Genomic DNA, 21,078 nt, shown 5'->3' with positions numbered 1-21,078 from the left:
CCGTGGCAGTGGCTGCACCCGCGGGATATCTCGCGGCGCGGCCTGCGGGGGCGCAGGTGACCATAGAAATCACCAATATGCGCAATCACGAAGGCGTGGTGCGCGCCTGCATGACGCGCGATGCAGACCGTTTCCCCCGCTGCCAGGGTTCCACGCAAGGATATCACGTTGTCGTGCCCGCGGGTCAGGCAACAACGGTGCGCTTCAACAATGTGGCGCCGGGCAAATATGCCATCGCCGTGCTGCATGACGAGAATGACAACGGGAAGGCCGATCGCGTTCTGGGCATGATGCCGCGCGAGGGCTTTGGTTTTTCCAATGATGCGCCTGTAAACATGGGTCCGCCGGCCTTCTCCGAGGCGGCCATCGATGTAGGCGCGACATCCATGCGCCAGACCATTCGCATGCGCTATATGCTTTGATTGAACGCGCTTTTTCGCGATAATCGCCGGTAAAGCTCCGCACAACTTCACCAAATTTTTACCAAAAATCGCCAAATGTGTCTTTGCTAGAAAGACATAGGGAAGGCGATTTCGGCATGGACACATTGCGCGGCAGTTTCGGAGCGCTCGACACGGCGGACCTGGGGCCAGGTCTCGATTCGATGGATCACGAGCATGACGAGGCGGTGGACAACACCCCTCCGCCCGCGATCGGCACGGATGAGCGCCGGATGCAGGTGCGCGCCTATAATTTCTGGGCCAGCCTGCTGGATAATCGCAATTTCCCCGCGATCGACGATCTCGATCCCCAGGCGCTGCCCGATTTCGGCCCGAACAGCGTGCTGCTGGATTTCTCTCGCGGACTGGAAAATCCCGAAGTCGCTTTCCTGGGCGATCGCCTGGCGGAAGAGTGTGACGTCAGCGGCCAGAACATCGAACAGCTTTCCGATGTGCCTGCGCGCTCGCTGCTGAGCCGTATTACCGATCATTACATGCAGATCATCGCCAATCAGGCGCCGATCGGTTTCGAAGCCGAATTCGTAAACGATCGCGGTGCCAACATCCTTTATCGCGGCATCCTGCTGCCCTTCTCCAGCGATGATGAGAGCATCGATTTCATCTACGGCGTCATCAACTGGAAAGAGATGGCCGAATCGCATGTGGCAGACGAATTGCTGCTGCAGATCGACCAGGCGCTGGACAGCGATGATGACGAGGCTGACGGCGAACCCGTTGATCAGCATGCGGATGAAGAGCCGCTGCGCCTCACCCCGTCCGAGATCGTCGACTGGGCCGATGGCCCGGCCAGCGCATCTGCATCGATGATGGACGCCTTTGGACAGTCGGCAGACTTCACGGCGGAAACGGACGTTGACGATGCCGCCGCAGACCCCTTCCCCGGCGTGCAGCTGGAAGCGGAAGACATGGGCCTTGCCGATTGGCTGGCCGCTGCGCGCGAAATGGCGCAACTGGCGCAGAACAGCGAAGAACGCACGCGCGCCTCGCTTTATGGTGCGGTATCGCGGGCCTATGACTTTGCCATTGCGGCGCTGGAATCTCCGCAGGAATTCAGGGAGTTGCTGGAGGATTCCGGCCTCACCATGCAGGAACGCGCCCCGATGACTCCGGTGGTGAAACTGGTGTTCGGCGTGGATTACGACAAGACGCGGCTGACCGAATATGCCGCGGTGTTGGCTTGGGCAAAGCGCACCGGAGTGCCGCGCGGCGGACTGGCAGAACATCTGAAGGATGCAGACGGCGGCCTGAAAGGCATTATCGCTGCAGAGCGCGCCTTCCGCCGTGAACAGGATGGCAAGCCCCCCGCGCCCAAGCCGGACAGCCCGAAGAAATCCCTCGCCCGCAAGCTGCGCGCCCTCGAACCGCGCCGTTTCGAATCGCTTGGCGGACAGGGCGAGGAATTCGGCCTGGTGATGATCCGCCGTACCGAAAGCGGCGATGTGGTTATGCTGGGTGAAGTGCCAGCCAATGCGGCGCTGATCGAAAAGGCTGCGCGCGAATTGCTCGACTAGTCCCTCAGACTAATCGGGGCGGAACTTTACGCTTGCCGGGCGGGTTAGGGAAAATATGCCCATTTTCCCGACCCGGCCGCTTCGCATCGAACCCTATTTTGGACATCGGAGCCGATCGCGGCTTGTCCTATCGGCCCGCGCGCTGCGCGTGGGCGATGCGAAGTTCGAGGAACAGACCGGCCTTGCCGCTATCGGCACCATGCTGGGCCAGTTCATCAGCCATGAAGTGAAAGGCGTGGACGTCACCCTCATCGTGGAGGGCGAGGACGGTCCCTCCCTGTCCCACACCGCGCAAAGCGACAGCGAGGGCTTCGTGCATTTCGATGTTCCGCTGGATCCGGAGTGGGATCTGCCGGAGTTTCCGGCCTGGGAAATTGCCCAGCTTCACTGGAATACGGAAGACGGCCCGCGACAGGTCGATGCCCATATCCTCGCCCCCGGCATGGACGGCAGGCTCGCGGTGATCTCCGACATTGACGATACCATTATCGAAACCGGGATCACTGGCGGCATCGGTTCGGTTGCCAAGAACTGGAAGCGCGTGTTTGCGCGAATGCCCGGCCAGCGCGCCATCGTGCCGGGGGCGGATACATTCTACAATGAGCTTGGCGATGCCGCGAAGGCCGATGGCCTCAAGCTGGCGAAGGAACAGATGCCAGCAACGCGGCGCCCCTTCTTCTATGTATCCTCCAGCCCGTGGAACCTGTTTGCCTACCTCGTGGCATTTCAGCGGATGCGCGGCCTTCCGCTTGGCCCGATCAAGCTGCGCGACTGGGGCCTGAACCGCGAAACCTTCGGCAAATCCAGCCACGGCAGCCACAAGACCGATGCGATATTCGAGATACTGGAGATGTATCCCGACATGAAGTTCGCCCTGATCGGTGACGATACGCAGGGCGACTTCCCCGCCTTTGCCAGCGTGGTGAAGGAATTTCCTGACCAGATTGCCGCCGTGTTCATGCGCACGGTTTCCGAGGAGAAGTTCTCGGCCGAGGAAGAGGCCAGCATCACCGCCATTCGCGATACCGGCATCCCGCTGTGGATGGGCGATGATTATGCCACGGGCCTGGAATTCCTGCGTGCCAACGGCTTCACCCCCAGCGGAGAGACGCAGCAGATCGTGAAAGCGGTGGAAGGCGTGGTGGTGGATGAGGCAAGCGATCCCGCCGCTGCCCAGTCGGCAGAGGCAGCGCAGGATTAATTCTTCAGTTCCGGTTCATGGCACGAACCGTTAGGCTGGCGTCATAAATGGCTACGTTCAAAACCCTCGCCGCCCGGCTGCTGGCCGTATGCGCCGCGCTCGCCCTGACCGTGCAGCCCGCCATGGCGCAAAACATCAGCGTGCTGCGCGATGCCGAAACCGAAACCCTGCTGCAGGACATGGTCGATCCGCTGGCAGAGGCTGCCGGATTGGGAGAGGCCGCGGTAGAGATCGTCCTCATCAATGATGGCTCGATAAACGCGTTTGTCGCTGGCGGTCAGCGTATCTTCGTGCATTCCGGGCTTATCAACGCCGCCGATCATGCGAATGAGGTTGAAGGCGTGCTGGCGCATGAACTGGGCCACATTACCGGCGGCCATATCAATCGCTTTTCCGAAGGCGTGGGCAATGCCTCCAAGATCAGCCTGCTCACCACCCTGCTGGCAGTCGGCGCTGCCCTTGCCGGCGGCGGAGAGGCGGCGATGGGCGTGATGGCGGCAGGACAGCAGGCCGCGATGGGCAGTTTCCTTGCCTTCAGCCGCACACAGGAAGCCAGCGCCGATGCGGCTGGCGCGCAATTCCTTTCCGATGCCGGCATCAGCGGGCGCGGCAGCCTGGCGTTCTTTGAAAAACTGCAAGACTATGAATTTCGCCGCAATATCAACCAGAGTGCGGACCGCGAATATTCGCGCACCCACCCCCTGTCGGGCAATCGCATCGCGCGGCTGCGGGAACAATATGTGGAAGATCCCGCGTGGGATACGCCGCCCGATCCGGTGATGGAGGAGCGTTTCCAGCGGGCCAAGGCGAAGCTGTTTGGCTATCTGGCAAAGCCGGAGCGCACGCTGATTGCCTATCCCACCTATATGACTGCCGCCCCCGCTCGCTATGCCCGCGCCTACGCCTACCATCAGTCTGCCCAGGTGGATAAGGCGCTGGAGGAGGTGAATGCCCTGATCGCTTCGGATCCGGATGATCCCTATTTCCTGGAGCTGAAGGGCCAGATCCTGCTGGAATCCGGCCATGTGGAAGAGGCCTTGCCGCCATTGCGCCGGGCCACGCAGATCACGGGCTCCAACCCGCTAATTGCCACGTCGCTTGGCCACGCGCTGATCGCGACCGAGGACCCCGCCAATCTGGAAGAAGCGGAAGGCGTCCTGCGCGCAGCGGTTGGTCGGGATCATGAAAACCCCTCCGCCTGGTATCAGCTGGGCGTTGTTTACGGCCAGCGCGGCGATATTCCCCGGGCCCGGCTGGCCAGCGCGGAACAACTGGTGATGCAGGGCAATGCGCAGGCTGCATTGCTGAATGCACAAGCGGCGGAGAACGGCCTGCCCACCGGCTCTGCCGACTGGATACGCGCGCAGGACGTGGCGCTGCAGGCGCGCGGATTGCTTGAACGCCAGCGGGATCGCAACTAAGCCCGTGTGATGCGCTGGATCATCACTCTTTGTGTCTCGCTTGTTGCCGGTTTTGCCGGTGCTGCCGCCTGGGATTACGCCGGGCTTGGGCCGGACCGCACGCGAGAGGCATTGCTTGCCAATCCCGAAATCCTGCCGGAAGCGATGCAGGAACTGCAGCGCCGCGACATGGTGGCGCGGATAGAGCCGCTGCGCAGCGAACTGGAAACGCCCTTTCCCGGCGCGGTGATCGGTAACCCCGATGGTGAAATCACCCTAGTTGAATTCACCGATTACGCCTGCGGCTATTGCCGTCAAAGCCTTGACCACGTGAAGCAGATTGTCGCCGCCCATCCCGATGTGAAAGTGGTGATCCGCGAATATCCCATTCTCTCTGCCGGCAGCGCGGATGCCGCGCGCATGGCGCTGGCCGCAGCGCAGCAGGGCCGGTTCGAGCAGTTTCATGATGCCATGTTCGCCGCAGAAGGCCTGTCTGCCGGCAATATAGAGCAGGCGGCACGGGAAGCGGGCGTGGATCTTGAACGCGCGCAGGCCGCCATCGAGGCGGGCAGTTTCGAAAGCCAGCTGCAGAACAACGTCTTTCTGGCGCAGAACATGGGCGTGAACGGAACCCCGGCGTGGGTGGTGGGCGACCAGGTGCTTTCGGGCGCGGTTGGGCCAGAAGTGCTGGGCGCTGCGATTGACGAGGCTCGCGATTCCTGAGGCGAACCGCCTCGAACGGGAGCCGAAACCCGGCACAGGCCCGCAGCCAAGGGGCGGCAACGAGAGTATAAGAGGCGGAATGAGCGTATTGCCCATCAGCCCCCGGCCATTCTTTGCCGACAAGAACAAGGCGTTCTGGCGCCTGCAAATGCTGGGCTGGGGCGGCGCGGCGGTTTTTCGCGCAGCAACGGTTATCGCCAATGAAAGACCGCTGGACTTCCTGATCACCGTGCTGATCGGCGCAATCGCCGGTTTTTCCATCAGCACCGTGCTATCGGTCGTCTATTCAAATCTCATCAATCGCAGTCCGCTGGTAACATGGACATCCACCGCCTTCGTGCTGCTGATCGCCGTGGGCGTGTCTGCATTCATCAACGCCTGGACCATCGATGTGTATCAGGGCGGCAGCGAGGCGAGTTTCCTGCAGCTGATGCTGGGTGTTGCCTATATCGACATGACGCTGCTGGGCGCATGGTCCGCCCTGTATTACGCCATCAACTTCTTTTTGCAGGTGGAACAGCAGGCAGACCGGCTGGAGCGGCTGGAAACGCAGGCCACCAGCGCGCAGCTGGCCATGCTGCGCTATCAGCTTAACCCGCACTTCCTGTTCAACACGCTCAATTCCATCAGCACGCTGGTGCTGCTGGGCGAAACAAAGCCCGCCAATGCCATGCTGACCCGCCTCAGCAGTTTCCTGCGGCATACGCTGGTCAGCCAGCCGGGCGGCAAGGTTACCGTGGCGCAGGAAGTGGAGACGCTGAAGCTCTACCTCGATATCGAGCGCATGCGATTTGAAGAACGGCTGCGCACCGATTTCCGCGTTGACGATATCGCCTCGCGCGCCTGTATCCCGTCCTTCCTGCTGCAGCCGCTGATAGAGAATGCGATCAAATATGGCGTTTCGGCTCAGGAAGAGGGCGCCCGGATCAGCCTTTCCGCGCAGGTGATCGGTAATATGCTGCGGCTGACCGTGTCCGACACCGGGCCGGGATTGCAAGGAACGCAGCGCAATGCTGAAACGCTGGCAGCCACGCCGTCATCCACCGGCGTTGGCCTTGCCAACATCCGCGATCGCCTGGCGCAGGCCTATGGTGAAGAGAGCCGCTTTGAAATCCAGACTCCGCCCGATGGCGGCTTTACCGTGACTATCGAACTGCCCTATGAACAGGGGGAGCTTGAGGAAGACCCGCGCGATCTGGCGAAACTTCCCCGGCGCTCCACCGTTTCAAACAGCGGGGCAATGACACCAACCCGAAGTGGCGGAGAACCCGCCCCAGCCCCCAGAACCGGAGCCAACGCATGAGCATCCGTACCATAGTCGTCGATGACGAGAAGCTTGCCGTCCAAGGCCTGCAACTGCGCCTCGAAGCGCATAGCGATATCGAGGTGATCGAAACCTGCGCCAATGGCCGCGAAGCCATTCGCGCGATCAAGACGCAGAAACCCGATCTCGTCTTCCTCGACATCCAGATGCCGGGTTTTGACGGGTTCTCCGTCGTAAAAGGCGTGATGGATGTTGATCCGCCGCTGTTCGTTTTCGTGACCGCATATCAGGAACACGCCATCCGCGCTTTTGAAGCAAATGCGGTGAATTACCTGATGAAGCCGGTAGACGAGGACAAGCTGGCCGACACCATCGAACGCGTGCGCCAGCGCCTTGCCGAAAAACGCTCTGCCGACGAGGCGGAGAAGCTGAAGGACGTGCTGGCCGAAGTCAGCCCCGACAGCCTGGAAGTGCTGAACGAGGATGGCGATGCTGCCGGTCGGTATGAAAAGATGATCAACGTGAAGGATCGCGGCCAGATCTTCCGTGTCGATGTCGATACCATCGAACATATCGAGGCGGCGGGCGATTACATGTGCATCTACACCGGCGACAACTCGCTGATCCTGCGCGAAACGATGAAGGATCTGGAACGGCGGCTGGACCCCAAGAATTTCCAGCGCGTCCACCGCTCCACCATCGTGAACCTCGATCAGGTGCGACAGGTGAAACCGCACACCAATGGCGAATGCTTCCTGGTGCTGGATAGCGGCGCAGAGGTGAAAGTGAGCCGCAGTTACAGGGACGTGGTTGCGCGGTTCGTGCATTGATTTGCTTTTCGAACCCGCCTCCGCGGGTTCGTCCTCGCTAGACGCGCAGCAAGCTGCGCCCGCTGCGGGCGGGCGTTCGCCCTTGCGGTCGCTTCGCGACCGATGCAGGGATGATCCATGACAGAATTCAAACTCGAAGGCTTCGACCTTCCCTCATTCGTCCGTGAAACGCTTGCCGAAGATCTTGGCGAAGGGCTGCCGGGCGGCGGCACCGATGTTACCGCCACCAGCGTGATCCCCGCCGATGCGCGTTTCCAGGGCGTGATGGACAGCCGCGATGCCATTACGGTGGCGGGTCTGCCCATCGCCGTGGGGTTCTTCCGCCATCTCGATCCAGACATGGAGATCGAACTGCTGGTGCGCGATGGTGACAAGGTCGGCCCCGGTACGGATCTGATGCGCCTTTCCGGCAATGCCCGCGCCATGCTGACGGCGGAGCGCAGCGCGCTTAACACCGTACAGCATCTCTCCGGCATCGCCACGCTGGTGCGCCAGTATGTCGATGCGATGGATAATCCGGCCTGCACCCTGCTCGATACCCGCAAGACCATTCCCGGCCTGCGCCATATCGAGAAATATGCCGTGCGCATGGGCGGCGGCAACAATCACCGCATGGGTTTGTGGGATGCAGCCATGATCAAGGACAATCACATCCTCGTCGCCGGAAACGTGGGCGAGGCCGTGCGCCGCGCGCGTGATGCCGGGGTCAAGAACATTATCTGCGAGGTGGACCTGCTGGAGCAGATCGAACCTGCACTGGCCGCAGGGGCGGATCACATCTTGCTAGACAACATGAGCCCTGAAACCCTGCGAAAGGCCGTGGAGATGATCGGTGGCCGCGCGAAGACAGAGGCCAGCGGCGGAATTACCCTGGAGACGATCAGGGCCAAGGCGGCCAGCGGCGTCGATTACGTGTCCGTCGGCCGTCTGACGCAAAGCGCGCCTGCGGCCGATATCGGCCTGGATTTCACCGTAGAATGAAGGTCGAGGGGCCGCGCCCCTGGCCGATCCGGCTGTTTGCAATCCTTTTTCTAGGCGCTGCCCTGCTTCGCCTTGTCGCCGGACTTTACGATCCCACGCGCATGATCGCGGATTTGCTGAACTGGCTGCCACGCACCGCGATCACCACAGACCTTGCCATCGTTGCGCTCAGCGCAGAATTCACCATCGCCTGCATACCCGTGGCGCTCGTCTGGTTCCGCGCGGTGCGCATCGCGCGCATCGTCGTTGGCGTGATGGCGGGTTGGCGGCTTTTCAGCTTTGATGGCGCGCCATGGGTATTCGGCCTGCCGGTCCACCAGATAGCCCTGGGCCTTTCCATGGTTGCCGCCGCCTTGCTGTTTGCGCCCGATTCGAACCGCTGGTTGGCCAGCAGAGGGAGGCGTGATGCCGGCGTCATTCACTAGGCTGACGCTGGCTGCCCTTGCGCTTGTCCTGCCTGCCACGGCCCAGGCACAGGCGTATCAGTGCCGCGTGCCTTCCGGCCCTGTATCATTGCCACAGATCGAACGTGACGGCCCGGTGAGGCGGTCGCCCGTGCGTGGATACACCCTTGCACTCAGCTGGAGCCCGGAGTTCTGCCGCTTCCGCGATGATCAGCCCCGCCACGCGCGGCAATGCGGCGGGCGGGCCGGACGATTTGCCTTCATCGTCCACGGCCTCTGGCCAGAAAGCGGGCCGGGCAAGTGGCCGCAATGGTGCCCCACCCGCCGCCAGCCCAGCAACAATGAATTGCGCCGCTCCATGTGCATGACGCCCGACACGGCGCTGCTGGCGCGGCAATGGAGCAAGCACGGCGCCTGCATGACGCCAAACCCCGATGCCTATCTGCGCGTCACCCGCATCCTGTGGAACAGCCTGCGCTGGCCCGACTTCGATCGCCTCTCCCGCCGAGACGACCTGACGGCGGGCGATGTGCGCACCACCTTTGCGGACGCGAATCCCTATTGGGATGCAGAGGACGTGGGCCTGGTGGTGAATGATCGCGGGTGGCTGCGTGAATTGCGGCTCTGCTACGGCGCGAATTTCATGCCGACGGCTTGCGACAGGCAGAGGTTCGGTCCGGCGGATGACGAACGGGTGCGGATCTGGCGGGGGCTTTGACGTCCGATTGTGGGATGGGAAGCGGTCATTCGAACGAGCTGCAATCGCTTATGCCGAGCCAGTGCCTTGTCCCTTCCTCCCTTATTTGACATTGTCGAAGTCAAATCAGGAGGGGAGTCTGATGAGATCTGTTGCTCTTATACTTTCGTTCGTCCTTACAGGTTGCGCTAGCACGGGCGCCGACAATGTAGCTGAGCGAGATAGCGCCACCGTAAGCACTTCGGAGTCGGCCGCAGGACAAGCCGCGCCCGAGCGGCTAATCTATCGGCGGCTCGATAATGAAACGCTCTCTGCCTTTGTGTTCGAACCGGATGCAACAGAAGCTACCGATACCGCTATTCTTCTTTTTCATGGCGGAGGGTATTTTACGGGAAGTCCGCAATCCACTTTCATGGCAGCGAATGCCTTTGCCTCGGCAGGCATTACAGCAATCTCGATCCAGTACCGATTAGCAGATGAAAACAATACGCCTATCGAAGCGCTGTCCGATGCCTGCCATGCATTACAGTGGGTGCGTGGAGATAAGCGCTTCAATCATATCGACGACCAAAAGATAGCTCTCTTCGGCATCTCGGCGGGAGCGCACCTGGCGGCCAACCTGGTTACGCACGGGTGCGAGAACCCCGTCGCACCTCCTTCCGCTTTGCTGCTCAACTCGGCGAGTGTTGAGGTGATGAGCTTCGCTGATCGCTTTCGGAGCCTTCTTCACGATAAGGCAGAACCACAGGCCCACTCTCCATTGCACAACATGATAAGTGCTCTTCCTCCGACTGCGATGGCGCACGGGGAAATGGATCGCTTGGCTCCGATTCCCACCGTCGAGGAATTCTGTGCGCGCCAGATCAATCTTGGCGGGAAATGTGAATTGATGCGTTTCCCAGCTAGGGGGCACCTGATGTCTCGAAACCTAGAGCAACAAATTCCAGGCCCAGGTTTCGACCCTGATCTTTCTGACCTCGCCGAAAGCCATGACTTTTTCATCAGGTTCCTTGAGGAAAACAGCGGTTGAAGAACCTGAACAAATCGTTTTCTGCGATGACCGCTATTGGTTCATCATCAGACATTCGCGGTTCTCACCGCCGTTCCGCGAAAAATCCGCGCAGCAGTTCTGCCGCCTCGCCCTCGCCCAGACCGCTATAAACCTCTGGCCTGTGAAGGCATTGCGCCTGCTGGAACACGCGCGCGCCGTGCTCCACCGCGCCGCCCTTGGGGTCGCTCGCGCCGTAATAGAGCCTCGCGACCCGTGCATGGCTGATCGCACCGGCGCACATCGGGCACGGCTCCAGCGTGACGTAGAGATCGCATCCGGTCAGTCGTTCATCCCCCAGCGCCGCTGCCGCCGCCCGAATCGCCACCATCTCGGCATGGGCGGTGGGATCGTGATTCGTGCGGGTGAGATTGTGCCCCTCACCAACCACCTTTCCATCCTTGACCACCACCGCGCCAACGGGCACTTCGCCCGCCGCAGCGGCCTGTTCGGCCAGTTGCAGGGCGCGGCGCATGGGTTCGGGCGGGGGCCAGCGGGTCATGCCTTGCGCGCTAAAGCGTTGCGGTGCGCGCTGCAATGGGGCGAGGATTGCTTGACGAATCTGCAGGTGCCCTGTAAGCGCGCGCCTTTCCCAGCCCAAAAGCTGCACCAGACAACCGTTTCTAACGAGAGATTTCGTCATGTCGCGTATTTGCGAACTTACCGGCAAGGGCCGCCAGGTCGGCCACAATGTCAGCCACGCCAACAACAAGACCAAGCGCGTCTTCCTGCCCAACCTGCAGAACGTCACGCTGATCAGCGAAAAGCTGGATCGCAGCTTCAAGTTCCGTGTCTCGACGCACGGCCTGCGTTCGGTTGAACACAATGGCGGTCTGGATAACTGGCTGCTGAAGACCAAGAACGAAAAGCTCTCCACCCGCGCACAGCGCGTGAAGCGTGAGCTGAAGAAAGCCGTCGAAAGCTCCGAAGCCGCCGCGTAAGGCGCTTCAGCCAAACGGATTTGAAAAGCGCGTGAGGTTCATTCCTCGCGCGCTTTTTCGTGCGCGCTGTCTGCCGGTTCTTCTCGCCAGACAAGCTGCGCCAGCAAGGTGCGCTGGAAAGAGGCGAGATTGTCGTCCGACATGACCCATAGGCGCACTGCGCCCTTGTCCGGGCCATCCGCATCCACGCCCGCGATGGCCAGCGCCTCGTAATTCTCTCGCGGCAGGATTGTGTCCAGCCGCACCAGCACATCGATATTCAGCACCGCGCCATCTGCCAGATCGCGCGGATCGGCTATGCCAATGGCCGTGGCGAAGGGTGGCAGCGCCCAGTCCAGCTTGCGCAGCAGCACCAGAACCCGCCCGTCTGGCAGTGCCGCCAGATCGGTGGGGTCATAACCGCCCGGAATGGTGAAGCGGAATTTCTGCGGCGCGACTTCGCCCGTGGGATCGGACGGATAGAGAAGGCCGTTGGAATCGCCTTCCGGCAGAATCAAAAACCGTCCATCGGGCAATCGCGCCATCGCCTCTGCACCGGCGTTCTCCGGCCAATCCTGCCAGCTAGGCGGACTGCGAGAGCGAATATACTCGCTTGCGAGGGAGTAGCGGATCACCGAATTGCTGCTTTCAAACGCCACCCAGTAATCCCCGGTAGCAGGATCGCGCGTGGCCGCCTCTATATCGGGCACCGTATTGCTGAGGTCGCCCCGATTCCACAGATTGGCGAACTTTACGGTCCGGTTTTCCGGCTGGCCTGGCGTTGCAAACGTAATCAGTCTGCCGCGATCCGAAAAAGCGCGAAGCGTGGCATCGCCCAGCACTAGAAGAGCTGAATAGCCGCCAAAATCGATGCGAGAGCTGTCCAGCTGCCACACCTCGCCGCGCGTGAAGCCTCCTTCGCTGGTGACAGCGGGCAGATCGGCAACCCGCGTTATCGCAAGGTCCGCCGTCGGTTCTGCGCGCACCTGGCTGCGGAGCAGGGTGCCGGGCGCCAGCATCAATGCCAGCAATGCTCCGGCCAGCAGGCGGCGCTTTCTCATCTGCCCCTGCCCGGTTTCAGGGCATGGGGCCGGTGAACAAAATGGGGTCCAGCCGGGTGAGGTGCCATTTCAGGCTCCAATGCAGATGCGGCCCAGTGGCCCGCCCGGAAGAACCGATGCGGCCCAGCATCTGGCCCTGCTTCACCACGTCACCATCCTGAACGGCGATATCCGACAGATGCAGGAATGCGCTGTTCAGACCGGCACCATGATCGATGATCAGCAAATTGCCTTCAAGGCTGAAGGGCGAATCCGTCGCCAACGTCACCACGCCATCCGCGGGCGCCACGAAGGGATTGCCAGAGCTACCCGTGGCGATATCGATGCCAGAATGATAGCTGCCCGGTTCGCCGCGATAGATGCGCTGGGAGCCGAAGCGACCGGAGATGCGGCCCGTCAGCGGCCAGATGAAATCCTGCTTCCAGCCGTCCGTATCCGATTCGGCGGTGCGCGCATCCCAGATCGCGTCCAGCTCTGGCTGGCGGCGACGCATGAAGCTTTCGCTCGCCCCGCCTGCGCGGCGCGCCACGTTGACGCGTTCGATGTTCCAGTCGCGCGGAGACACGGTGAGCGGGCTGCGCACCTCTCGGCCATTCTGCAATGTCGCCACCAGCACTTCCTGCGTCCCGGCATCGCGATCGAACGCGGCAAAGAAATTGCCGTCGTCATCAAGGACTAGCTCGGTTTCACCCAGACGCGCAGAAACAGTTCCGCCGGGCGCCTGCCCGCGAATCCATCCGCCCTGCGTCAACTCGCCATCATAGATGAAGGTGGACGGGCCGCTGGGGGTGGGGGTTGGCGTTGGAGTGGGAACGGGCGTCGGCGCGGGCGTGGCAATCGCCTGCACCGTTTCTGCCTGCGGGGCGGATGTCGGCGTGCGCGGGGCGCTGTCCGATTGCGGAACCACGGCACAGGCGGCACACACGGCACTCGCCGAAAAAAGGGCCGTTATCGCGAAAAACTTCTGCTTGATCGTCACAGATCCTGAAGCGCGCGCTGCGTGGAAAGTTCCGCGCTGGCGTAAGGTTCCTGCCGCTCAACGCTCCAGTACCGCAGCTCTTCCAGGGGAACCGGTACGCCGCTTTGGGCGCACACCACGAAATGGCCGGGCTTCACGATGCGAAAGCCGTTCGGGCCATACATCAGCGTTGCGGCTTTATCAGAGGATGACATCAACATGGCGGCCTATGTAGTGGGTGAAGGCTTGCAGTGCAATTTACAGTAGCGTGGGCTGGCCGTTATCCGGCGCGGCCTTGGGGCGTTTTGGCTTTGCCTTGGGGGTAGAACCTGGGATCACCTGCATGCTGCCATCTGCAAATTCCAGCGTCAGCAGCGATTGCCGGGCCGCCTCTGCCTGCGATGCGATGACGGGGTGCCCCTCCGCGCTCACCAGCGCGTAACCGCGCTTCAGCGGGGCCTTGGGGTCCAGTTGCAGGCGCAGCCGCTCCAGCGCGGCCAGCCGCTGTGCCCGGTCGGCGATGGGGCGCGTCACCAGCAAGGGCGAGAGGCGAGCGGAGGAAAGCCGCTGCTTGGCATCGCGCAGATTGCCGCGCAGGATCGCGGGCGACAGGCGCATTTCGGACAATTGCTCCCGCCCCTTTGCCGCGCGGTCCACCAGCCCGCGGCGCAGGCGTTCGCCCAGCTCGTCCAGCCGCTGCGCATGGGGTTGCAATAACTGCTCCGCCCGTGGCAGGCGGTCTGCCCGTGCGGACAGGCGCTCACGCCCCAGCTCCACCGGGCGCAGCGCGCATTTGCCTTGCCGGTGCGCCAGATCATCGATGGTGGCGCGCAATTCGCGCAGCACCGGCACCGCGATCTCGGCAGCGGCAGTGGGCGTGGGCGCGCGGCGATCGGCAGCGTAATCGCACAGCGTGGTGTCGGTTTCATGGCCCACGGCGCTGATCACGGGGATCGGGCTTTCCGCGACGGCGCGCACCACCATCTCCTCGTTAAAGCACCATAGATCCTCGATAGAACCGCCGCCACGTGCCACGATCAGCAGGTCTGGCCGGGGCACCGCGCCGCCTGGCTCCAGCGCACCAAAGCCGCGCACAGCCGCCGTCACCTGCTTTGCCGCGCCATCACCCTGCACCAGCACCGGCCACACGATCACATGGCTGGGAAAGCGATCCTCCAAGCGGTGCAGGATATCGCGAATCACCGCGCCGGTGGGAGACGTCACCACGCCAATCACGCGCGGGGCAAAGGGCAGCGGGCGTTTCCGCGCCGGGTCGAACAGCCCTTCCGCCTCCAGCCGCGCCTTGGTTTTTTCCAGCAAGGCCAGCAGCGCGCCTTCGCCCGCGATCTCCATCTTCTCGATCACGATCTGGTATTTGCTGCGGCCCGGATATGTCGTCAGCTTGCCGGTGGCGACCACCTCGATGCCATCTTCCGGCTGAAACGCCAGGCGCGGCACGGCGCTGCGCCACATCACGCCGTCCAGCACGGCTTTTTCGTCTTTCAGCGCAAGATACAAATGGCCCGACGCGGCGCGTTTGACGCCCGAAAGCTCCCCGCGCAGGCGCACATAGCCAAAGCGATCCTCCACCGTGCGCTTCAATGCCTGCGAAATCTCGGTGATCGTGAGCGGTGCGGAATTGTCGCCCGCCTCACTCGTCGCTAACAGCCGGTCATCCGAAGAATCGTCGTAGGGAGTGCGTTGCGCCATGAATATCCTTGTGTTGGGCGGAGGCGGCCGTGAGCATGCCCTGTGCTGGAAGCTGGCGCAATCCGAAGCTATCGTTGTCAACGGCGGCAAGCTTTTCTCAAGCCCCGGCAATCCCGGCATTGCCGAGTGTGCGCAGCTGGTTTCGCTGGACGCATCGAACCATGATGCCGTGATCGGCTTTTGCGCGGTGAATGCCATCGGCCTGGTGGTGATCGGGCCGGAAGCGCCGCTGGTGGATGGCCTGGCAGACAGCCTTCGCGCCGCCAACATCGCCGTGTTCGGCCCCTCTAAAGCCGCCGCACAGCTGGAAGGCAGCAAGAACTTCACCAAGGCGCTGTGCGATCGGGCGGGCATTCCAACGGCGGGTTATGTCCATTGCACATCGCTGGAACAGGCGAAGCAGGCCCTGTCCACCTTCTCCCCGCCCTATGTGCTGAAGGCAGACGGTCTGGCCGCGGGCAAGGGCGTGGTGATTGCAGAGAACGAGGGCCACGCCATCTCCGCGCTGGAGGATATGTTTGGCGGGGCCTTCGGCGATGCCGGCGCAGAGGTGGTGATAGAGGAGTTCATGGAAGGCGAGGAGGCCAGCTTCTTCGCACTGACCGATGGCGAGACCGTGATCCCCTTCGGCACGGCGCAGGATCACAAGCGGGTGGGCGAAGGCGATACCGGCCCCAACACCGGCGGCATGGGCGCATACAGCCCCGCCCGCGTGCTGTCGGATACGCTGGTGGCCGAAACGCTGGAGCGGATCGTCTTTCCCACCGTGCGCCAGATGCGCGAGGAAGGTACGCCCTATGTGGGCGTGCTGTATGCCGGCCTGATGCTGACGCAGGATGGCGTGAAGCTGGTGGAATACAACTGCCGCTTTGGCGATCCGGAATGCCAGGTGCTGATGATGCGGCTGGAAAGCGATCTTGCGCTTTACATGCTGGCCGCCGCCAGGGGCGTTCTTGCCACGCTGCCCGAACCCACTTTCTCGGAAGATACGGCAATGACAGTGGTGATGGCGGCAAACGGCTATCCCGGCACGCCGGAGAAAGGCGGCGCGATCGACCTGCGCGATGCGGAAAGCGCAGGCGCAAAGGTATTCCACGCGGGCACCAGCCTTGCCGATGGCGCGCTGGTCGCCAGCGGCGGCCGCGTGCTGAACGTCACCGCCAGCGGAGCAAATACCAAATCTGCGCAGGATGCCGCCTATGCAGCGGTTGCGAAGGTGGATTTCCCCAACGGGTTCTATCGCAAGGACATCGGCTGGCGCGAGATCGAGCGAGAGGGATAAGGGCAACCGCCGTGCCAATGAAAGCCATCACCGGTTCGCGCCCCCTTCTGTGGCTGGTGCTGGCCCTGCCCGGTGCGTGGATAATGGGGCAATGGACCTTCACGCCCGATGCCTATGGCTATGGCCATGCGATTGGCGATACCGGTGACTGGGCGGCCTGGCTGCTGCTGCTGACACTGGCGGTGACGCCGATCCGCCTGCTGTTTCGCCAGCATGGCTTTGCCCAATTCCTGATGCGCAGACGGCGCGATCTGGGCGTTGCCAGCTTCGCCTATGCGAGCGCGCATCTGATCGTCTATCTGGTGAAGAAGGCCGCGCTGGCGCCCATTCTGGAAGAGGCAGCATCGGCAGACATGCTGACAGGCTGGCTGGCCTTTGCCCTGTTCGTGCCGCTGGCAGTCACATCCAACGATGCATCAATGCGGGCGATGAAGCGCGCTTGGAAGCGGCTGCACCGGCTGGTGTATCCCGCCGCGATACTGGTGTTCGTGCACTGGGCACTGGCGGCATTCGATCCGACCACGGCCTATATCAACATTGCGATACTGGCCGTGATCGAGATCGTCAGGCTGTGGCTACAGCGGCGCTAGGGGGCGCCAGCAGCCGTTAAAGCGTTACGTAATTGCGGAAACGCGCCACTTCTTCGGCGTCCACATATTTGCCGATTTCACGGTCGAATTCGTCCATGTCGGCGTAGGGGCGATATTCCTCGAATTCGTGGATCATCTTGCCCGTCATGCCGGGGATCAGGGCAATCGCCTCTTCACTGGCATCGTTCAGGTTAACCGGCACGAACACCCGCTCCAGAATTATGCCGGCTTCGTCTTCAGAGACGTTTTCCAGCAATACCGTGTTGAGCGCGGTGACATCTGCATAAGGCTGGCTGGCGACGATGGCGTCTGCCAGTTCGGGCGAGATGCTCTCTACGGCGGACAGTTCTTCCACGGTGGCGGTGCTGGCATCGATGACGCCGGTCATCTCGGTGGTTTCGGGCAGGTCGACGCTGACGTCCTCTTCCACGGGTGCTTCCACCTCTGCGCTTTCGCCACAGGCGGACAGGGAAAGGGCGGTGCCGGCCAATGCGGCGACAAATACGAGTTTGCGCATAGGTAAATCCTTCTTGATGCGATCCTGATCGGACCCGATTCTGATTGGAGCGGGCCTTATTGCGAATGCTTTGCAAGAACGCAACTGCACAATTGTATCGCGCGCTTGCCCGATGCGATCCGTTCTCTAAGGTGCTCAATTCTGGAGAGGGAGAATATCAGGTGAAGGAATCCGGTTTCGTTCGGGCGAGCCAGGCTGTGCTCTCGCGGCGCAGCATCCTGGCAGGCGCAGTTGCACTGCCGCTGGCGGCCTGCGTGTCACAGGCGCAGGCGAATTCGCAGGCAATGGCGCAAGGCGGCACGCAGGCGTCGTCGTCCTCCACTGCGGAACTCATCCTGCTGGGCACGCAGGGTGGCCCCAATTACGGCCCATCCCGCAGTGAAACCGCCAATGCCCTGCGCGTGGGGGAGAACCTGTTCCTGATCGATTGCGGCTATGGCACGCTGGCCAGCATGGTGGCCGCCGGGCTGCACCATCAGGATGTGGACGCCATTTTCCTCACCCATTTGCACGATGATCATTCATCAGACCTGTTTGCCATTCTCACCCACATGGCCACGCAAAGCCGCAACCGGGACGTCGTGATCTATGGCCCCACAGGAACGCAGGCCTATGTTAATGGCTTGCGCGCCGCGCTGACGCCCAATGCGAAGATCCGCATTCTGGATGAGGCGCGGCCCCCCGGTTTTCTCGACTTCATAAAGGCCGTGGAAGTCACCGACGGGGATGTGCCCGTGCAGCAAAACGGGGTGCGCATTTCCTGCGCGCAGAACACCCACTATCCCGCCAGCATCGATGGGCTGGAAACCCAGGGAAGCCTTGCCTTCCGCTTCGACTGGGGCGATTCCATCGTGTTCTCCGGCGACACCACCTATTCGGAGAATCTCGTGGCTCTGGCCAGGGGCGCGGACGTGTTCGTGTGCGAAGTGCTGGAGCCTGTGGCCATGCGCCGCGCGTTCGATGCCATGGTGGCGGGCGGCGCCTTTGCCGGGGCGGAAGAGGGCGTGTGGCGGCACATGGTGGATACCCATGCGAGTCCCACACAGGTGGGCCAGATGGCGGCAGAGGCGGGCGTGGAGCGGGTGGTGTTAACCCATCTGGCACCCGGCGCGCTGCTGGATGTGCCGGATAGCACCTATGTCGCCGGGGTGGCAGAACGCTTCAGCGGCCCGATCATCGTGGCAGAGGATGGGATGGTCGTGCCGCTCTAGGCGCGATTATCCCAGCTTTTCGTTCATCAGCTTGGCAAGATCGGCTTCGGGCCGTGCGCCGTAGTGGCTGATGATTTCCGCCGCCGCGATTGCACCGCGCCTCAGGCAGCGGGCAGGCTCTTCCCCGCGCACATGGCCGAACAGGAAGCCCGCGGCGAACAGATCGCCCGCGCCGGTGGTGTCCACCACCTTTGCCACAGGCTCTGCCGCGACGGTGTGCATTCCGCCGCCGGTCGCGCAAACCGCGCCCTTCTCGCTGCGTGTCACCACCAGCGTGGGCACCTTGTCCTTCAGCGCATCGATACCGGCGTCGAAATCCGTCTCTCCGGTCAAGGTCGCCAGTTCAAGCTCGTTGGCGAACAGTATATCGATCATGCCATCATCGATCAGAGCGCGGAAATCACTGCCATAACGATCAATCACAAACGCATCGGACAGGGTGAAGGCAACCTTGCGGCCCGCGTCCCGCGCGCTTTTGATCGCGGCGCGCATCGCCTTGCGCGGCTCCTCCGGGTCCCAGAGATAGCCTTCCAGATAAAGGATCTGCGCGCCGCCGATGGCTTCTTCATCCAGCGCATCGGCAGGGAGGAACTGCGTGGCACCAAGGAAGGTGTTCATCGTGCGCTGGCCATCGGGCGTTACGAAGATCAGGCAACGCGCGGTAGGCGGCTCTGATTCCTTGTCGCTGGTGGGGCGCGCAGGAACATCGAAATCGATGCCCACGGCGCGGATATCATGGGTGAAGACATTGCCCAGCTGATCATCGGCAACCTGCCCCACGAAAGCGCATTGCGCTCCCATGCCCGAAAGGCCAGCCAGCGTGTTGGCCGCCGAACCGCCGGAAATCTCTTTTGCCGGGCCCATCGCATCATACAGGTCCTTCGCCTGATCGGCATCCACCAGCATCATGCCGCCCTTGGTCATGCCCAGCTCTTCCACCAGTTCATCCGAAGCGGGAGCCATCACATCGACAATGGCATTGCCAATCGCGATTACGTCGTAACGGGGGGAAGTCATGCAGTCTCCTGAACATTTTACGGCGCGAATACGCCAAGCGGCGTTGACTTGGCCGATGGGGCGCGCAATCGCAAGCGCCTATGGGTTCTCTCGTCACATCGCTGGGGCTGGGCCTGCGCCAGATGTTCGATGGCGCGGTGCTGCGCATCCTGCTGAAAAGCATCGCGGTTACCCTCGCGGTGTTCGTGGCGGTGGCCGTGGCCGGGTGGTTTGCGCTGGACTGGCTGCTGGCGCGCGGCGGGCTGGACGATGCACTGTTCAGCGGCGCCGGGGCCATGCGCGGGGCCCTGTCCTTCATCATGGCGCTGGTGGCGCTGTGGCTGGTGTGGCGGATCGTGGCGATGGCCGTGATCCAGTTCTATGCAGAGGACGTGGTGCTGGCGGTGGAAGCGCGATATTATCCGCATGCCGCCAAGACCGCGCGCAACCTTTCCTTCGCCCAGCAGATGCGCGCCGCCCTTGCCAGCGCCGGACGCGCGCTGCTGGCCAATCTGATCGCGCTGCCCTTCGCCCTTGTCCTGCTGTTCACGGGCGTGGGCACCTTTGCCCTATTCCTGCTGGTGAATGCCGTGCTGCTGGGGCGCGAGTTGCAGGACATGGTGTGGCTGCGCCATTCGACCGCGGACTCATCGTTAGCAGATTCATCGCCAGTGCAGGCTCAGGCAGGCAAATCCAGCGCGCCCCTTGGCAGAGGAGAACGTTTCGTGCTGGGCGGCGTTGTCGCAGCGATGCTGGCCATACCCTTCGCCAATTTCCTGGCCCCGGTGCTGGGAGCGGCATCGGCAACGCACCTGGTGCACCGCAAATCGCGTTAGACACAGCCTTTCTGGAAAGCCGCAAAACATGCGCCTGATCATCACCCTTCTGACTGCCGCCTCGCTTTCGGCCTGTACCGCCATCCCGGCGCGGCAGACGCCTTTGCCGCCGCCTTCCACCGTTGATCCGCGCGTTGTTCCGCCCACGGATGCCCCGGCCCCGCCGCGCTCCGCCGCCGGTTTTCGCGCGCCGGAAATTCTGCAGGGTCCGGGCCTTGGCGGCATTATCCGCGAACCGGCCTCCTCGCTCATCGCGCGCTTTGGCCAGCCGCGGCTGGATACGCCGGAGGGGGACATGCACAAGCTGCAGTTCAAGTCCGATGCCTGCGTGATGGATGTCTATCTCTACCCGCTGTCCCCCGGTGCGCAGCCGGTGGCCACGTGGATAGAGGCACGGCGGGCCAGTGATGGTGCGGCAGTGGACAGGGTAGCCTGTATCCAGGCCCTTTCTCGCCGTCGGTGAGGCTTGGGGTTGAG

The 21,078-nt window shown here is 62.4% G+C and carries 24 protein-coding genes; 17 read left to right on the top strand and 7 right to left on the bottom strand.

Going from position 1 to position 21,078, the window contains the following annotated elements; all coding sequences use genetic code 11:
* The first annotated feature begins 8 nt into the window (after positions 1-8).
* The 11 genes from GRF63_RS00795 to GRF63_RS00745 all read left to right on the top strand — a co-directional run bounded on the left by GRF63_RS00795 (position 9) and on the right by GRF63_RS00745 (position 10,502).
* Complete coding sequence (locus tag GRF63_RS00795) at positions 9-422, top strand: DUF2141 domain-containing protein (RefSeq protein ID WP_337189590.1); 414 nt, start codon at positions 9-11, stop codon at positions 420-422.
* 116 nt (positions 423-538) lie between these two features.
* The gene (locus GRF63_RS00790; RefSeq protein ID WP_160484125.1) at positions 539-1,972 is read left to right on the top strand and encodes a PAS domain-containing protein; all 1,434 of its coding nucleotides are present in this window, start codon (positions 539-541) and stop codon (positions 1,970-1,972) included.
* 148 nt (positions 1,973-2,120) lie between these two features.
* The gene (locus tag GRF63_RS00785; RefSeq protein WP_337189589.1) at positions 2,121-3,173 is read left to right on the top strand and encodes a phosphatase domain-containing protein; all 1,053 of its coding nucleotides are present in this window, start codon (positions 2,121-2,123) and stop codon (positions 3,171-3,173) included.
* Between the two features lie 47 nt (positions 3,174-3,220).
* On the top strand, positions 3,221-4,594 hold the full coding sequence (locus tag GRF63_RS00780; protein WP_160484123.1) for a M48 family metalloprotease: 1,374 nt from the start codon (positions 3,221-3,223) through the stop codon (positions 4,592-4,594).
* 9 nt (positions 4,595-4,603) lie between these two features.
* Positions 4,604-5,296, top strand: coding sequence for a DsbA family protein (locus GRF63_RS00775; RefSeq protein WP_160484122.1), 693 nt, complete (start codon positions 4,604-4,606; stop codon positions 5,294-5,296).
* Positions 5,297-5,375: 79 nt separating this feature from the next.
* Positions 5,376-6,599 carry a sensor histidine kinase gene (locus GRF63_RS00770; protein WP_160484121.1) on the top strand — a complete coding sequence of 408 codons (1,224 nt, stop codon included), beginning with the start codon at positions 5,376-5,378 and terminating at the stop codon, positions 6,597-6,599.
* Positions 6,596-7,390, top strand: a complete 795-nt coding sequence (locus GRF63_RS00765) for a LytR/AlgR family response regulator transcription factor (protein WP_160484120.1) — start codon at positions 6,596-6,598, stop codon at positions 7,388-7,390. Before GRF63_RS00770 ends, GRF63_RS00765 begins: the two co-directional genes overlap by 4 nt.
* Positions 7,391-7,507: 117 nt before the next feature.
* The gene (gene nadC, locus GRF63_RS00760) at positions 7,508-8,371 is read left to right on the top strand and encodes a carboxylating nicotinate-nucleotide diphosphorylase (RefSeq protein WP_160484119.1); all 864 of its coding nucleotides are present in this window, start codon (positions 7,508-7,510) and stop codon (positions 8,369-8,371) included.
* Positions 8,368-8,796, top strand: coding sequence for a hypothetical protein (locus GRF63_RS00755; RefSeq protein ID WP_160484118.1), 429 nt, complete (start codon positions 8,368-8,370; stop codon positions 8,794-8,796). The genes nadC and GRF63_RS00755 overlap by 4 nt, the downstream gene beginning before the upstream one ends.
* A complete protein-coding gene (locus GRF63_RS00750; protein WP_160484117.1) occupies positions 8,777-9,493 on the top strand; it encodes a ribonuclease T2 family protein in 717 nt (238 codons plus the stop codon). Before GRF63_RS00755 ends, GRF63_RS00750 begins: the two co-directional genes overlap by 20 nt.
* 121 nt (positions 9,494-9,614) lie before the next feature.
* Positions 9,615-10,502 carry an alpha/beta hydrolase gene (locus GRF63_RS00745; RefSeq protein ID WP_160484116.1) on the top strand — a complete coding sequence of 296 codons (888 nt, stop codon included), beginning with the start codon at positions 9,615-9,617 and terminating at the stop codon, positions 10,500-10,502.
* A 64-nt stretch (positions 10,503-10,566) separates the two neighbouring features.
* On the opposite strand, the gene GRF63_RS00740 is transcribed toward GRF63_RS00745, so the two are convergent.
* Positions 10,567-11,022 carry a nucleoside deaminase gene (locus GRF63_RS00740; protein WP_160484115.1) on the bottom strand — a complete coding sequence of 152 codons (456 nt, stop codon included), beginning with the start codon at positions 11,020-11,022 and terminating at the stop codon, positions 10,567-10,569.
* 139 nt (positions 11,023-11,161) lie between these two features.
* Here GRF63_RS00740 and rpmB point away from each other — a divergent pair, with 139 nt between their 5' ends.
* Positions 11,162-11,461: a 50S ribosomal protein L28 gene (gene rpmB, locus GRF63_RS00735; RefSeq protein WP_160484114.1), complete on the top strand. Its 300-nt coding sequence runs from the start codon at positions 11,162-11,164 to the stop codon at positions 11,459-11,461.
* A 38-nt stretch (positions 11,462-11,499) separates the two neighbouring features.
* On the opposite strand, the gene GRF63_RS00730 is transcribed toward rpmB, so the two are convergent.
* The 4 genes from GRF63_RS00730 to xseA are packed head-to-tail and all read right to left on the bottom strand — an operon-like array spanning position 11,500 to position 15,169.
* The gene (locus tag GRF63_RS00730) at positions 11,500-12,501 is read right to left on the bottom strand and encodes an esterase-like activity of phytase family protein (RefSeq protein WP_160484113.1); all 1,002 of its coding nucleotides are present in this window, start codon (positions 12,499-12,501) and stop codon (positions 11,500-11,502) included.
* A 16-nt stretch (positions 12,502-12,517) separates the two neighbouring features.
* Positions 12,518-13,426 carry a peptidoglycan DD-metalloendopeptidase family protein gene (locus GRF63_RS00725; protein WP_160484112.1) on the bottom strand — a complete coding sequence of 303 codons (909 nt, stop codon included), beginning with the start codon at positions 13,424-13,426 and terminating at the stop codon, positions 12,518-12,520.
* Positions 13,427-13,476: 50 nt separating this feature from the next.
* Positions 13,477-13,680 carry a DUF2093 domain-containing protein gene (locus tag GRF63_RS00720; RefSeq protein WP_160484111.1) on the bottom strand — a complete coding sequence of 68 codons (204 nt, stop codon included), beginning with the start codon at positions 13,678-13,680 and terminating at the stop codon, positions 13,477-13,479.
* A 37-nt stretch (positions 13,681-13,717) separates the two neighbouring features.
* On the bottom strand, positions 13,718-15,169 hold the full coding sequence (xseA, locus tag GRF63_RS00715) for an exodeoxyribonuclease VII large subunit (RefSeq protein ID WP_160484110.1): 1,452 nt from the start codon (positions 15,167-15,169) through the stop codon (positions 13,718-13,720).
* Here xseA and purD point away from each other — a divergent pair.
* Entirely contained in the window at positions 15,168-16,451 is a 1,284-nt protein-coding gene (gene purD / locus GRF63_RS00710) for a phosphoribosylamine--glycine ligase (RefSeq protein ID WP_160484109.1), read from the top strand. The two genes, xseA and purD, sit on opposite strands and share 2 nt — an antisense overlap.
* Positions 16,452-16,468: 17 nt before the next feature.
* The gene (locus GRF63_RS00705) at positions 16,469-17,041 is read left to right on the top strand and encodes a ferric reductase-like transmembrane domain-containing protein (protein WP_160484108.1); all 573 of its coding nucleotides are present in this window, start codon (positions 16,469-16,471) and stop codon (positions 17,039-17,041) included.
* A gap of 16 nt (positions 17,042-17,057) precedes the next feature.
* Here GRF63_RS00705 and GRF63_RS00700 read toward each other — a convergent pair whose 3' ends face one another.
* A complete protein-coding gene (locus tag GRF63_RS00700; RefSeq protein ID WP_160484107.1) occupies positions 17,058-17,558 on the bottom strand; it encodes a ComEA family DNA-binding protein in 501 nt (166 codons plus the stop codon).
* Between the two features lie 161 nt (positions 17,559-17,719).
* Between GRF63_RS00700 and GRF63_RS00695 the strand changes: the two genes are divergently transcribed.
* Complete coding sequence (locus tag GRF63_RS00695) at positions 17,720-18,769, top strand: MBL fold metallo-hydrolase (RefSeq protein ID WP_160484106.1); 1,050 nt, start codon at positions 17,720-17,722, stop codon at positions 18,767-18,769.
* Positions 18,770-18,775: 6 nt separating this feature from the next.
* On the opposite strand, the gene GRF63_RS00690 is transcribed toward GRF63_RS00695, so the two are convergent.
* Positions 18,776-19,786, bottom strand: coding sequence for an adenosine kinase (locus GRF63_RS00690; RefSeq protein ID WP_160484105.1), 1,011 nt, complete (start codon positions 19,784-19,786; stop codon positions 18,776-18,778).
* Positions 19,787-19,866: 80 nt separating this feature from the next.
* On the opposite strand from GRF63_RS00690, the gene GRF63_RS00685 reads away from it, so the two are divergent.
* Positions 19,867-20,601 carry an EI24 domain-containing protein gene (locus GRF63_RS00685; RefSeq protein ID WP_160484104.1) on the top strand — a complete coding sequence of 245 codons (735 nt, stop codon included), beginning with the start codon at positions 19,867-19,869 and terminating at the stop codon, positions 20,599-20,601.
* Positions 20,602-20,629: 28 nt separating this feature from the next.
* Complete coding sequence (locus GRF63_RS00680; RefSeq protein ID WP_160484103.1) at positions 20,630-21,064, top strand: hypothetical protein; 435 nt, start codon at positions 20,630-20,632, stop codon at positions 21,062-21,064.
* Positions 21,065-21,078 lie beyond the last annotated feature (14 nt).

Origin of the sequence: Aurantiacibacter rhizosphaerae (assembly GCF_009807005.1) — a bacterium.
GTDB classification, from domain to species: Bacteria; Pseudomonadota; Alphaproteobacteria; order Sphingomonadales; family Sphingomonadaceae; genus Alteraurantiacibacter; species Alteraurantiacibacter rhizosphaerae.
This window is presented reverse-complemented; position numbering and strand designations above follow the sequence as displayed.

Excerpts from the sequence above, each read along its gene's own strand:
- GRF63_RS00750 (WP_160484117.1), top strand. The coding sequence starts at position 8,777 with ATGCCGGCGTCATTCACTAGGCTGACGCTGGCTGCCCTTGCGCTTGTC.
- GRF63_RS00775 (WP_160484122.1), top strand. The coding sequence starts at position 4,604 with ATGCGCTGGATCATCACTCTTTGTGTCTCGCTTGTTGCCGGTTTTGCC.
- purD (WP_160484109.1), top strand. The coding sequence starts at position 15,168 with ATGAATATCCTTGTGTTGGGCGGAGGCGGCCGTGAGCATGCCCTGTGC.
- GRF63_RS00745 (WP_160484116.1), top strand. The coding sequence starts at position 9,615 with ATGAGATCTGTTGCTCTTATACTTTCGTTCGTCCTTACAGGTTGCGCT.
- GRF63_RS00680 (WP_160484103.1), top strand. The coding sequence starts at position 20,630 with ATGCGCCTGATCATCACCCTTCTGACTGCCGCCTCGCTTTCGGCCTGT.
- GRF63_RS00765 (WP_160484120.1), top strand. The coding sequence starts at position 6,596 with ATGAGCATCCGTACCATAGTCGTCGATGACGAGAAGCTTGCCGTCCAA.
- GRF63_RS00730 (WP_160484113.1), bottom strand. The coding sequence starts at position 12,501 with ATGAGAAAGCGCCGCCTGCTGGCCGGAGCATTGCTGGCATTGATGCTG.
- GRF63_RS00780 (WP_160484123.1), top strand. The coding sequence starts at position 3,221 with ATGGCTACGTTCAAAACCCTCGCCGCCCGGCTGCTGGCCGTATGCGCC.
- GRF63_RS00790 (WP_160484125.1), top strand. The coding sequence starts at position 539 with ATGGACACATTGCGCGGCAGTTTCGGAGCGCTCGACACGGCGGACCTG.
- xseA (WP_160484110.1), bottom strand. The coding sequence starts at position 15,169 with ATGGCGCAACGCACTCCCTACGACGATTCTTCGGATGACCGGCTGTTA.
- GRF63_RS00755 (WP_160484118.1), top strand. The coding sequence starts at position 8,368 with ATGAAGGTCGAGGGGCCGCGCCCCTGGCCGATCCGGCTGTTTGCAATC.
- rpmB (WP_160484114.1), top strand. The coding sequence starts at position 11,162 with ATGTCGCGTATTTGCGAACTTACCGGCAAGGGCCGCCAGGTCGGCCAC.
- GRF63_RS00700 (WP_160484107.1), bottom strand. The coding sequence starts at position 17,558 with ATGCGCAAACTCGTATTTGTCGCCGCATTGGCCGGCACCGCCCTTTCC.
- GRF63_RS00690 (WP_160484105.1), bottom strand. The coding sequence starts at position 19,786 with ATGACTTCCCCCCGTTACGACGTAATCGCGATTGGCAATGCCATTGTC.
- GRF63_RS00720 (WP_160484111.1), bottom strand. The coding sequence starts at position 13,680 with ATGTTGATGTCATCCTCTGATAAAGCCGCAACGCTGATGTATGGCCCG.
- nadC (WP_160484119.1), top strand. The coding sequence starts at position 7,508 with ATGACAGAATTCAAACTCGAAGGCTTCGACCTTCCCTCATTCGTCCGT.
- GRF63_RS00685 (WP_160484104.1), top strand. The coding sequence starts at position 19,867 with ATGGGTTCTCTCGTCACATCGCTGGGGCTGGGCCTGCGCCAGATGTTC.
- GRF63_RS00705 (WP_160484108.1), top strand. The coding sequence starts at position 16,469 with ATGAAAGCCATCACCGGTTCGCGCCCCCTTCTGTGGCTGGTGCTGGCC.
- GRF63_RS00770 (WP_160484121.1), top strand. The coding sequence starts at position 5,376 with ATGAGCGTATTGCCCATCAGCCCCCGGCCATTCTTTGCCGACAAGAAC.
- GRF63_RS00740 (WP_160484115.1), bottom strand. The coding sequence starts at position 11,022 with ATGACCCGCTGGCCCCCGCCCGAACCCATGCGCCGCGCCCTGCAACTG.